Raw genomic sequence first — 11,554 nt, 5'->3', positions numbered from 1 at the left:
ATCCGCCGCGTTCCGCCGCGGCCCCCCGCGCGAAAATGCGCCATACTCCGAAAGACCTTATGTATGTCCGAACTGAATAACGCCGTTCCGGCGATTGCCAAGGCGTTGTCGAAACGCGGCTATGAGACCCTGACGCCGGTGCAGCAGGCAATGCTCGACCCGAAGCTTGCCGATGCAGATGCGCTGGTTTCTGCCAAGACCGGCTCCGGCAAGACCGTTGCCTTCGGGATGACGATGGCCTCCACGCTGCTGCCGGATGGCGCCGAGCGCTTTGGCCGCGCCGAGGCGCCGCTGGCGCTGGTGATCGCGCCGACCCGCGAGCTTGCCCTTCAGGTGAAGCGCGAATTCGAATGGCTTTACGAGATGACGGGCGCGGTGATTGCCAGCTGCGTCGGCGGCATGGATATCCGCACCGAACGACGCATGCTGGAGCGCGGGGCCCATATCGTCGTAGGCACGCCCGGCCGCATCTGCGACCATATCCGCCGCAACGCGCTCGACATGTCGCAAGTGCGCGTCGCCGTGCTGGACGAGGCCGACGAGATGCTTGATCTCGGCTTCCGCGAGGATCTCGAGTACATCCTCGAGCAGGCGCCGGATGATCGTCGCACGCTGATGTTCTCCGCCACCGTTCCCGCCGGCATTGCCAAGCTTGCCAGGCAGTATCAGCGCGATGCCGTGCGCATCGAGGTGGCATCGGAAGAAAAGCAGCATGCCGATATCGAATATCGCGCCCTTCTGGTGGCGCCGTCGGATCGCGAGAACGCCATCGTCAACGTGCTGCGCTACTACGAGGCGAAGAATGCCATCGTGTTCTGCTCCACGCGCGCCAATGTGAACCACCTGACGGCGCGCCTCAGCAACCGCAATTTCTCCGTGGTGGCGCTGTCCGGCGAACTGACGCAGAACGAGCGCACCCATGCGCTGCAGGCCATGCGCGATGGCCGCGCCCGCGTCTGCATCGCCACCGACGTCGCCGCCCGCGGCATCGATCTTCCGGGCCTCGAACTCGTCATCCATGCCGATCTGCCGACCAATCCTGAAACCCTGCTGCACCGTTCGGGTCGCACCGGCCGCGCCGGCAATAAGGGCATCAGCGCCTTCATCGTGCCGGTCAACCAGCGCCGCAAGGCCGAACGCCTGCTCGGCGGCGCCAATGTGACGCCCGCCTGGGTGCGTCCGCCGTCGGCCGAAGAGGTGATCGCCCGCGATCAGGAGCGCTTTCTCTCCGATCCCGTCTTTGCCGAGGAGGTGCGCGAGGAGGAGCAGGATCTGGTCGCGCGTCTGGTGGAAAGCTACGGTGCCGAAAAGCTGGCCGCCGCCTTCGTCAACCTGCACCGCAACAACAATGCCGCGCCGGAAGATCTGCTCGAGGTGTTCGTCGATCAGCCCCGCAAGCCGCGCGAGCGGGCCAATGACCGTGCCGATTTCCGCAGCGAGGCCGGCGAAAGCTTCCCCTCCACCCCGCGCACGCCGCGCGGCGATTTCGGCCCGGCCATCTGGCTGTCGCTGTCCGTCGGCCGCAAGCAGAATGCCGAGCCGCGCTGGCTGATTCCCATGCTTTGCCGCAATGGCAGCATCACCAAGGCCGGCATCGGCGCGATCAAGATGCAGCAGACGGAAACCTATGTGGAACTGTCCGCCGACGTGGCCGATACCTTCCTTGGCGCGATCGGCCCCAACCGCATGCTGGAACGCGGCGTGCGGGTGACGGTGCTGGATGGCGTGCCGGATCTGACCCGTCAGGCCGAGCCCCGCAGCTTTGAAAAGCGCAGCTTCGAGGACCGTCCGCCGCGCCGCGAGTTCAACGATGCCCCGCGCGAAGGTGGCCGCGAGGACCGTGCCCGTGACGACTGGGGCAAGGGCAAGCCGAAGGCGAAGGCCGCCTATGCGGGCGATGATGCCCGCCCGGCAAAAAGCTTCGACAAGCCCTTCCGCGACAAGCCGGCCCGCAGCGATCGGCCCCAGGGCGAGAAAAGCTACGGCGAGAAGTCCTACGGCGACAGGCCGTATGGCGAAAAGGCTTACGGCGACAAGCCGGCCGGCGAGCGACCGTTCCGCGACAAGCCCTTCAAGAAGGATGGCAAGCCGTCCTTCAAGGATGGCGCCAAGCCCGCGAAATCCCCTGCCGGCAAGGGCAAGCCGAAAAAGGCCAATGGCAAGGACCGCTGGAACTGATCATTGACCGACAGGGCGCGAGGGCGCGTCCACGAGTTTGCAAGGGCCGGCAGCGGATATGCGCTGCCGGCCCTTGCCGTTTCAGGCCATCGAACGACAATCGGCAAACCGGTCCGTAACCGGCATCTGCCCCAAAAACCTGTTCCGCTTGCCGCGCCGATGCGCTATCGCCACCGGAGCGACCGGAGGAAAGGACGTTGTGCATGGGCGATCTTGTCATTCTCGATGGCGGCATGAGCCGTGAACTGGTGCGGCTGGGGGCCGAGCTGAAGCAGCCGGAATGGTCGGCGCTGGCGCTGATCAACGCGCCGGAGATCGTGCGCCAGGTGCATGCGGAATTTATCGCGGCCGGTGCCGATGTCATCACCACCAATTCCTATGCGCTGGTGCCCTTCCATATCGGCGAGGAACGGTTTGCGACAGACGGCGCCTCCCTCATCGCGCTCTCCGGCCGGCTGGCGCGCGAGGCGGCCGATGCTGCCGGGCGGCCGGTGACGGTGGCGGGCGGCCTGCCGCCGATCTTCGGATCCTACGAGCCGGAAAATTTCGATCCCGCCCGCGTGCAGGATTATCTTTCGGTGCTGGTCGACAATCTTGGTCCCTTCGTCGATGTATGGCTTGGCGAAACGCTGTCGCTGATCGCCGAGGGCGAGGCCGTGCGCATTGCCGTGGCGAAAACCGGAAAACCCTTCTGGATCTCCTTCACGCTGGCCGACGATGCGGCGCAGGTGGCGGGGGCCACGCCGAAACTGCGCTCCGGCGAACAGGTGGCGGATGCCGCTGCCTGGGCGGCGACCTCCGGCGCGTCGGCGCTGATGTTCAACTGCGCCCGTCCGGAAGTGATGGAGGCAGCGGTGCGCGTGGCCTCCGCTGTCTTCCGCGACACGGGCGTGTCGCTGCCGATCGGCGTCTATGCGAATGCCTTCGAGAGCGATACGGACGAGAGTGCCGCCAATGAAGGGCTGCACGATACCCGCAAGGACCTGACCAGCGATGTCTATTCCCGCTTCGCCTGCACCTGGGCAGAGGCCGGCGCCTCGATGATCGGCGGCTGCTGCGGCATCGGTGCCGAGCATATCCACCGTCTGGCCGGCACGCTCCGGGCGCGGTAACAAGGCTCACGAAAGAACCGGAACGGCAGCACGTGCACATCCTCTTCGATCAGGCGGAACTCAGCTACGGGCCGGTGGTGGCGCTGAAGCCGCTGTCGCTGTCGCTCCACGAGCCCCGCATCGGCGTGATCGGCCTCAACGGGTCGGGCAAGACAAGCTTTGCCCGCCTCGTCAACGGACTTGCCAAACCGACACGCGGGCGCGTGACGCTGGACGGGCTCGATACCGTGGCCGACGAGAAGGCGGTGATGGCTGCGACCGGTTTCATCTTCCAGAATCCCGGCCATCAGATCATCCTGCCGATCATCCGCGATGATATCGCGCTCGGTCCGCTGAGCCGCGGTCTGAAGGGCAGGGACCTGGAAGAGAGGGTGGAGGCGGCGCTGGCCCGCTTCGGCCTTACGGATCTGGCGTCGCGTCGCCCGCATGAACTGTCCGGCGGACAGTTGCAACTGGCCGCGCTCGCCGCCGTCGTGGTGAACCGCCCGAAACTCATCCTCTTCGACGAGCCGACCAACCAGCTCGATCTCCGGAACCGCGTGCGGGTCAAGGCGGCGATCGAGGCTCTGGAGGAGCAGGCGATCGTCATCAGTCACGATCTCGATCTGGTCCGCGATTTTTCCCGGGTGCTGGTGTTTCACGAGGGTGCGCTTGCCTTCGATGGCGTGGGTGTCGATGCCATAGCCCGCTATCGAGAGATTGCCGCATGCTGAACAGCCTGCATGTGGCGGGAAACACGTTGATGCACCGCCTGCCGGCAGGCCTGAAGCTTGCGGCGCTGGCGCTGGCAAGTTTGGCGCTGTTCTTCGTGCAAAGCGCCCTGCCGCTGGCCCTGGCGGCCATCCTCACGGGCACGCTCTATCTTCGGCTCGGGCTTTCGGCTGGTGAAGCGCTGCGGCGGGTGCGGCCGGTGCTGATCACCATCGGCCTGTTCGGTCTTTTGAATGTCGTGCTGGTTTCGCCGGAGGAGGCGCTTTCCTCGACGCTGCGGCTGCTCGCCATCCTGTTTCTGGCGGCGAGCGTGACGGCCAGCACGGCGCTGGCGGATGTGATGGCCGTTCTGACCCGCCTGTGCCTGCCGCTGGAACGTTTCGGTCTTCTGAAAGCCAGCGATGTCGGGCTGGCGGTCGGCCTCGTGCTGCGCTTCGTGCCGGAGATCGCCGCCCGCCATGCGGCCCTGAAGGAGGCGCATCGCGCCCGCGGGCTTCCGGTGAAACTGCACCGCATGCTCGCGCCGCTGATCATTTCCACCTTGCGTGATGCCGACAGCATTGCCGAGGCGATTGACGCGCGCGGCATTCGCGGCCAGTAAGGCAGGATGCAAACGCAAAGCGCGGCTTGCAGGCATGAGGGGGCACCGGCATGCGTCGTCTGCGAGCGGCAGGATCGCGACGGATCGAGGGGTCTCACAGGCTGTCTCTTTTGGGGAGAAATTCCATGACCACCAGGGATCTGGTTCTTGCGGCGCTGTTTACCGCCATCATCATCGTGCTCGGCCTCATTCCGCCGGTCACGCTCGGCTTCATTCCGGTGCCGATCACCGCGCAGTCCATGGGCGTCATGCTGGCCGGCTGCATCATCGGCGCGCGCCGCGGCGCGGTTGCCTATGCGCTGCTGGTGGTTCTGGTGGCGATCGGCCTGCCGGTTCTGTCTGGCGGGCGCGGCGGCCTCGGCGTGCTGATGGGCCCGACCGCAGGCTATATTGTCGGCTGGGTGCTGGGTGCCTTCGTCACCGGCCTGCTTGCCGAGCGTTTCGTGCGCGAGGGCCAGTCCGGCCTCATGCAGATGGCCGGCTTCTTCCTCGCCAGCGTCATCGGTGGCATCGCGGTGGTCTATGCGATCGGCATGCCGGTCGTCTCACTGGTGGCCGGCACGCCCTTTGCCAAGGTCGCCGCCGGCTCGCTCGCTTTCCTGCCTGCCGATCTTCTGAAGGCCGCCATCGCCACGCTTGCCGCCCGCGCCGTGATGGTCGGCTATCCGCTTCTGCCGCAGCGAGCGTGAGCGGACGGGATTGCTGCTCAAAGCTCTCTTGAAATGCCACCTTTAAGGTGGCATTTTACTGTCGTGGAGAAGAAAAAGCCGACTTACGCGCTGTCACGCATCAAGGCTGCCATCGGCTCGGTCGAGACGTTGGCAATGACCGGTTCCGCGCTGCGGGATGCGCTCGCGCTGGGGTTCGATCGTCACGCCATCGCCGAGACGATCAACGGCATCGAGGCTTCGATGTTCTACAAATCGATGACCACCTACCGGGATCATCGGCAGTGGCAGGATGTCTACCATGTGCCAGCGCGCGACCTCGTCCTCTATGTGAAGTTTCAGGATGACGTGGTCACCGAATTCAAGGTGATGTCCTTCAAGGAGACATGACATGACTGCATCGGACACGCACAGACGCGACGTCATGATCGCCCCGGACACGGGCGAGACACTGCGGCGAGACGTGCGTCCTTTCACCGTTCGTTACAAGGGCGAGAGCCTGACCGTCGATCTGCCGGGCTATTATCCAGAAGGAAACGGCGAGGGCGTTCATGTCGGAGACGACATGAAGGTGACGGACGATGCCCTGCGGCTGCTGAAGGAGCGGGTGGACGGCATTCCTGCGCCCGCAACCATTCGCAATTTTCGGCTGAAGCTGAAGCTCTCCCAGCGGGAGGCCGGCCTGCTGCTGAAGGTGGGCGAGAGCGCCTTCGACAAGTACGAACGCGGTATAGCGGAACCGAGCGGGCCGACCGTGCAACTCATGAAGCTTCTGGACCGGCATCCAGAGCTTGTGCTGGACCTTCAGTCGGCCTGATGCCTCGTCACTCGAGATACTTGTAGAGCCAGTCGCGCAGGTCTTCGGGAAGCGGGATGGGCTCGCCGGTGTCCGGGTTGCAGGCGGCCCAGACGATTTCGGCTTCGGCGACCAGTTCGGTGCCGCGTTCCATCAGGATCGAGAAGCCGGCGGTCTTGCCGCCGATCTTGCTGACGCGCACGGCGGTCGTCACCGTCTCGCCCACCTGCAGCGCCCTGTGCAGCTGGCAGCCGACCCGGGAAACGCCGAAGGCGGGCAGGGGCATGTCCGGCGCATGCGCGGCCCAGAAATCGGCGAGCGCCTCCTCCGCATAGGAGATATAGGCAAAACTGTGCATTTCGCCGCGCATGCCCACGTCGCGGAAGCCCACGCGGAACCTGTGGATCGTCTCGTCGCTCACATCGTCTCCCATGCCTGTTGCGCTCGCCTCGCATTTAAGACGAGCGGGGCGTCCCGAACAAGCCGCGCCCTGGTGAAGTGCCTTGAAAAGTGCCGGTTTTTGCGCCATTTCCGCAGGGCAGTGTGCGTGTGACCGTGGCAGGAGCCCTGAGGAATGACCACCCGTCTTTACGAGCATAAGATCTTCCTCGAACACAACACGCCGGAGGGCCATCCGGAACGCGCCGACCGGCTGCGTTCGCTGGCGCTCGCACTGGAGCATCCGAATTTCGACCGGCTGGACCGCAGGGATGCCCCGCAGGCCAACGAGGATGCGGTGACGCTTGCCCATCCCGAAAGCCATCTGTTCTCCGTGATGCGCGAAATCCCCGAGGAGGAGGATCTGATCCGCCAGATCGAGGCCGATACGCATGTGAGCCAGAAGAGCCTGCAGGCGGCGCTGACGGCCGTCGGCGGCGCGATGGCCGCCGTGGACGACGTGTTTGCCGGCGCGGCCGACAATGTGTTCGTCGCCTCGCGGCCGCCCGGCCATCATGCGGAAAAGGCCAAGGCCATGGGCTTCTGCCTGTTCAACAATGTGGCGATTGCCGCCCGCCACGCCCAGAAGACCTATGGCGTGGAGCGCATCGCCATCGTCGACTGGGACGTCCACCACGGCAACGGCACCCAGGATATCTTCTGGGACGATCCCTCGGTGCTGTTTTGCTCCACGCACCAGATGCCGCTCTATCCCGGCACCGGCGCTCTGTCGGAAACCGGGGCGCATGACAATGTGATCAACGCGCCACTTTCGCCGCATGCGGCCGGCGATCATTTCCGCGAGGCCTTTTCCAGCCGCGTGCTGCCGGCGCTCAACAATTTCCGGCCCGACCTGCTTTTGATTTCCGCCGGCTTCGATGCCCATCACCGCGATCCGCTGGCGCAGATCAACCTCGTCGGCGATGATTTCGACTGGGCCACCGGCCGACTGATGGAAATCGCCGGGAAATACGCCGGCAACCGGGTCGTCAGCCTGCTGGAAGGCGGCTATGATCTCGAAGGCCTCGCCGAATCGGCGGGCCTGCATATCCTCAGACTGATGAAAGGCTAAGCATGTCGGAGAGCGCTACCGCCCACGACGTCAGCGGCTACACTTTTGAAAAGGCCGTGGCGGAACTGGAAAGCATCGTGGCCCGCCTGGAACGCGGCGACGTTGCACTCGACGAATCGATTGCCATCTACGAACGCGGCGAGGCGCTGAAGAAGCACTGCGAAAAGCTGCTGGCCGCCGCCGAAAACCGCATCGAAAAGATCCGCCTCGACCGGGCAGGCCAGCCGCAGGGCGTCGAGCCACTGGACGGTGCGTAAACGTCAACCGGCGGAACCAAGGGCGGCCGGCGAACGTTCTGCCGCCATGACACAGGATACCGGACCCAAGGCCCGCGGCGGCATGATCACCTTCGTTCTCACCATCTTCGCCATCGCCATCGTGGTGGCGGGGATCTACATGCTGGGGTTCACCCCCGGCGAACCCTCGTGAGGAACGATCTTCTGGCATGAGACGAGGAAGGAGCGGCAGCGATGCCGCTCCTTTTACGTTCTGGCGTCAGGCCGTCTGCATGGCGCCGGGGCCGGGCACGGCGCCCGGCGGCACCTTGCCGAGAATGATCATGCCGAGCACTTCATCCTTGGTCACATCCTCGGTGCGGGCATGGCCCACCACGCGGCCGTTCTTCATCACGAAGACGCGGTCGGCGAGATCGAAGACGTCGTGGATGTCGTGGCTGATCAGGAAGATGCCGATGCCCTCCCGCTTCAGCTGGGTGATCAGTTCGCCCACCTGCGCTGTTTCCTGCGGCCCGAGTGCCGCCGTCGGCTCGTCCATGATCAGGATGCGGGCATCGAACAGGATCGCGCGAGCGATCGCCACAGATTGCCGCTGACCGCCGGAAAGCGCCTTCACCGGCTCCTTGAAGCGCTGGAAGTTGGGGTTGAGCCGCCCCATCACCTCGCGTGCCTTGGCTTCCATCGCCACGTCGTCCAGCGTGCCCCAGGGGGTGCGCAGCTCGCGGCCGAGATAGAGGTTGGCGGCGGCATCGACGTTATCCGCGACGGCCAATGTCTGGTAGATCGTCTCGATGCCGTATTTCTTGGCGTCGCGCGGATTGTTGATCTCGGCCTGTTCGCCATTGATCAGAATGTCGCCGGAATCCCGCCGATAGGCGCCGGAGAGGATCTTGATCAGCGTCGACTTGCCCGCACCGTTATGGCCGAGCAGGGCGACCACTTCGCCGGCGAACAGATCGACCGAGGCACCGTCGACGGCATGAATCCCGCCGAAGGAGATGGAAACGTCACGCATTTCCACCAGAGGAGTCTTGTTGTTGGTCATCTTTCCTACTCCTTCTAGCGAGCGCGGGCGCGATAGATGGTGTCGAGCCAGACTGCCAGCACCAGCACCATGCCGATCACGATGCTCTGCAGCGGCGCATCCATGCCGAGCAGCACCATGCCGGAATTGAGGGATTGCATGACGAGCGCGCCGAGAACCGCGCCCGCGATGGTGCCGACACCGCCGGCGAGCGACGTGCCGCCGATGACGGCTGCCGCAATCGTATAGAGTTCGTCGAGCGTGCCCTGGGCATTGGTCGCCGCATTGAGGCGCGCGGTGGAGATGGCTGCTGCGATCGCGCAGAGCGCGCCCATCAGCGCAAACAGCCGCACCGTGACCCAGCGGGTCTTGATGCCGGCAAGTTCAGCCGCTTCCGGATTGCCGCCGATCGCAAAGACATAGCGGCCAAAGCGCGTGCGGTTGGTGAGGAAGGTCATCACGATTGCGATGCCAAGCGCGATCAGTACCGGAATGGCGATGCCGAGCGGAATGTCGAGCCCGTTTTCCGGCCAGGCGATGCCGTGGTCCTCGGCATATTTGCGCGCCAGATTGACCGGCATGTAATAGCTGTTCAGCACGTTGACGGCGCCCAAGACGACACCGCAGCTGACGATGCCGACGACAAATTCGGCCCAGACCGGCTTCAGCGGGAAGCCGAAACGCTTGCGCTGCTTGCGCGAATGCAGGATCGACAGGACGATGAAGAGGCAGGCGATCACGCCGACGATCCAGCTGGCCGTCGCGCCGATCGAGCCGTCGGCGCCGCCGCCCATCAGGCGGAAGGTGGTGTCCATCGGCGCAACCGTCGCGCCGCTCGTCACCATCCAGGCCGCACCGCGCCAGACGAGCAGGCCGCCGAGCGTGACGATGAAGGAGGGAACGTTCAGGAAGGCGATGATCATGCCCTGGAAGGCGCCGATCGCCGAGCCCAGCACGATGCCGACGGCAAGCGCCAGGAACCAGTTGGCCGGATGGTCATAGCCGAGCCAGGCCGGCAGGAACTTCGTCTGGGTCACCGCCATGATCATGCCGACGAAGCCGAGGATCGAGCCGACGGACAGGTCGATATTGCGCGTCACGATGACCAGAACCATGCCGGTGGCCATGACGGAGACGGAGGCGGCCTGCACGGACAGGTTCCACAAGTTGCGCGACGTCAGGAACAGGCCGCCGGACATGATGTGGAAGCCGATCCAGATCGCCAGCATTGCCACCACCATGCCGAGCAGGCGGGTATCGATTTCGGTGGCTTGAAAAAAGCGCTTCAGCGGATTGCCCGGCGCCGCGCGCGCACCGGTCGTGGTGCGGGTCGCGGGGACCGCGATGGTATGATCCGTCATGAGCCTTGAACTCCCCTCGTTACTCGGCAGCGGCCGTCAGAGAAGAACGCCGCAGCAAGGCTGCGACGTCCGGAACTGTCGGTCAGTTTGCCGTTTATGGTCTTTTCCAATCAGGCGAGAGAACCCCTGCCGCGCCCTTCTGCGGGAGGGATCCGTCCGGAGGGTCCTCCCGAGGGGGAGCGACGTCCGGACGTGTGCTCGCCTGGAATTGCGTCAGCCGCAGACCTTGACGGAACCGGCCTTCACGCCCTGGCAAAGCTCCTTCTTGGAGATCCAGCCGGCGTCGAGAACCACGTTCAGATTGTCCTTGGTGATGGCGATCGGCGTCAGGAAGACGGAGTTCATCTCGATGCCCTTGGCACCGCCCTTGAACTTGACCGTGCCCGGCAGGGCTTCCATCTTGGTGCCCTTGGCAAGCGCCACGGCCACTTCACCGGCCTTCTTGCCAAGCTCGCGGCTGTCCTTCCAGACGGAGACCGTCTGCGTGCCAAGCGCGATGCGGTTCAGAGCGGCCTTGTCGCCGTCCTGACCCGAGACCGGAACGGAGCCGGCCATGCCCTGGGCTTCGAGAGCAGCCACAACGCCGCCGGCCATGCCGTCGTTCGAGGAAACGACCGCATCGACCTTGTTGTTGTTCTTGGTCAGGAACTGCTCCATGTTCTTCTGGGCAATTTCCGGCTTCCAGCCATCCGTGTAGGATTCGCCCACATTCTTCACCTTGCCGGAAGCGATCGCTTCCTTCAGCACTTCCTGCTGGCCGGAGAAGACGAAATCGGCGTTCGGGTCGGTGGAGCCACCCTTGATGAACACGTAGTTGCCGGACGGCTTGACCTTGAAGACTTCCTTGGCCTGCAGGCGACCGACTTCCTTGTTGTCGAAGGTGATGTAGTAGGTCTTCGGATTTTCGATCAGGCGGTCATAACCGATGACCGGAATGCCTTCGGCAGTGGCCTTTTCGATGGCCGGGCCGATGGCGCCGGAATCCTGGGCGAGAACGATGAGCGCATTGGCGCCCTGCGAGATCAGGCTTTCGATGTCGGTCAGCTGCTTGGCGGCAGAGGTCTGTGCGTCAGCGGAAATGTACTTGGCGCCGGCGGCTTCGAGAGCCTTCTTGATCGCGGCTTCGTCGGTCTTCCAGCGCTCTTCCTGGAAGTTCGACCAGGATACGCCGACCACCAGATCCTTGGCGAAAGCCGGAGCGTGAACGGATGCGATGACAGCCGCGCAGGCCATCAGCTTCAGAACTGATTTCATAATTACCTCCCGAGTGAATGCGGGTCGCTGCAGACCTCCTTGTCCGCCCGGCCCCCCGCCGATTACCGTCGAAACCCCCGTCATCCCAACTGAGAATTGTTTT

At 64.4% G+C, this 11,554-nt stretch carries 14 protein-coding genes; 10 read left to right on the top strand and 4 right to left on the bottom strand.

From position 1 onward, the window contains the following. The first annotated feature begins 63 nt into the window (after positions 1-63). From F3H95_RS02900 to F3H95_RS02870, 7 genes are all read left to right on the top strand, one after another. Positions 64-2,178, top strand: a complete 2,115-nt coding sequence (locus tag F3H95_RS02900) for a DEAD/DEAH box helicase (protein ID WP_149744861.1) — start codon at positions 64-66, stop codon at positions 2,176-2,178. A gap of 203 nt (positions 2,179-2,381) precedes the next feature. Further along, positions 2,382-3,290: a homocysteine S-methyltransferase family protein gene (locus F3H95_RS02895; RefSeq protein WP_149744860.1), complete on the top strand. Its 909-nt coding sequence runs from the start codon at positions 2,382-2,384 to the stop codon at positions 3,288-3,290. A 32-nt stretch (positions 3,291-3,322) separates the two neighbouring features. Then, positions 3,323-4,003 (top strand): ABC transporter ATP-binding protein, encoded by a 681-nt coding sequence (locus F3H95_RS02890; RefSeq protein WP_149744859.1) that lies wholly within the window; start codon positions 3,323-3,325, stop codon positions 4,001-4,003. Then, positions 3,997-4,602: an energy-coupling factor transporter transmembrane protein EcfT gene (locus F3H95_RS02885; RefSeq protein ID WP_149744858.1), complete on the top strand. Its 606-nt coding sequence runs from the start codon at positions 3,997-3,999 to the stop codon at positions 4,600-4,602. The genes F3H95_RS02890 and F3H95_RS02885 overlap by 7 nt, the downstream gene beginning before the upstream one ends. Positions 4,603-4,727: 125 nt before the next feature. Then, a complete protein-coding gene (locus F3H95_RS02880) occupies positions 4,728-5,291 on the top strand; it encodes a biotin transporter BioY (RefSeq protein WP_149744857.1) in 564 nt (187 codons plus the stop codon). A gap of 63 nt (positions 5,292-5,354) precedes the next feature. Beyond that, the gene (locus F3H95_RS02875) at positions 5,355-5,660 is read left to right on the top strand and encodes a type II toxin-antitoxin system MqsR family toxin (protein WP_149744856.1); all 306 of its coding nucleotides are present in this window, start codon (positions 5,355-5,357) and stop codon (positions 5,658-5,660) included. A gap of 1 nt (position 5,661) precedes the next feature. Further along, positions 5,662-6,087 (top strand): type II toxin-antitoxin system MqsA family antitoxin, encoded by a 426-nt coding sequence (locus F3H95_RS02870; protein ID WP_244617856.1) that lies wholly within the window; start codon positions 5,662-5,664, stop codon positions 6,085-6,087. Between the two features lie 7 nt (positions 6,088-6,094). On the opposite strand, the gene F3H95_RS02865 is transcribed toward F3H95_RS02870, so the two are convergent. Continuing rightward, positions 6,095-6,487 carry a hotdog domain-containing protein gene (locus F3H95_RS02865; RefSeq protein ID WP_244617855.1) on the bottom strand — a complete coding sequence of 131 codons (393 nt, stop codon included), beginning with the start codon at positions 6,485-6,487 and terminating at the stop codon, positions 6,095-6,097. 153 nt (positions 6,488-6,640) lie between these two features. Here F3H95_RS02865 and F3H95_RS02860 point away from each other — a divergent pair, with 153 nt between their 5' ends. The 3 genes from F3H95_RS02860 to F3H95_RS27610 are packed head-to-tail and all read left to right on the top strand — an operon-like array spanning position 6,641 to position 8,005. After that, complete coding sequence (locus F3H95_RS02860) at positions 6,641-7,576, top strand: histone deacetylase family protein (protein WP_149744855.1); 936 nt, start codon at positions 6,641-6,643, stop codon at positions 7,574-7,576. Between the two features lie 2 nt (positions 7,577-7,578). Next, on the top strand, positions 7,579-7,833 hold the full coding sequence (locus tag F3H95_RS02855; RefSeq protein WP_149744854.1) for an exodeoxyribonuclease VII small subunit: 255 nt from the start codon (positions 7,579-7,581) through the stop codon (positions 7,831-7,833). 46 nt (positions 7,834-7,879) lie between these two features. Further along, positions 7,880-8,005: a hypothetical protein gene (locus tag F3H95_RS27610; RefSeq protein ID WP_280177821.1), complete on the top strand. Its 126-nt coding sequence runs from the start codon at positions 7,880-7,882 to the stop codon at positions 8,003-8,005. 66 nt (positions 8,006-8,071) lie between these two features. On the opposite strand, the gene F3H95_RS02850 is transcribed toward F3H95_RS27610, so the two are convergent. From F3H95_RS02850 to xylF, 3 genes are all read right to left on the bottom strand, one after another. Continuing rightward, positions 8,072-8,857: an ATP-binding cassette domain-containing protein gene (locus tag F3H95_RS02850; RefSeq protein WP_143124932.1), complete on the bottom strand. Its 786-nt coding sequence runs from the start codon at positions 8,855-8,857 to the stop codon at positions 8,072-8,074. A 14-nt stretch (positions 8,858-8,871) separates the two neighbouring features. Next, positions 8,872-10,197: a sugar ABC transporter permease gene (locus F3H95_RS02845; RefSeq protein WP_143124933.1), complete on the bottom strand. Its 1,326-nt coding sequence runs from the start codon at positions 10,195-10,197 to the stop codon at positions 8,872-8,874. A gap of 213 nt (positions 10,198-10,410) precedes the next feature. Beyond that, the gene (gene xylF / locus F3H95_RS02840; protein WP_143124934.1) at positions 10,411-11,451 is read right to left on the bottom strand and encodes a D-xylose ABC transporter substrate-binding protein; all 1,041 of its coding nucleotides are present in this window, start codon (positions 11,449-11,451) and stop codon (positions 10,411-10,413) included. Between the last annotated feature and the right edge of the window lie 103 nt (positions 11,452-11,554).

The sequence above is a fragment of the Rhizobium sp. RU35A genome, from assembly GCF_900156005.1.
Lineage (GTDB): Bacteria > Pseudomonadota > Alphaproteobacteria > Rhizobiales > Rhizobiaceae > Neorhizobium > Neorhizobium straminoryzae.
The sequence above is the reverse complement of the archived record's forward strand: the minus strand, read 5'-3'. Positions and strand labels throughout refer to the sequence as shown.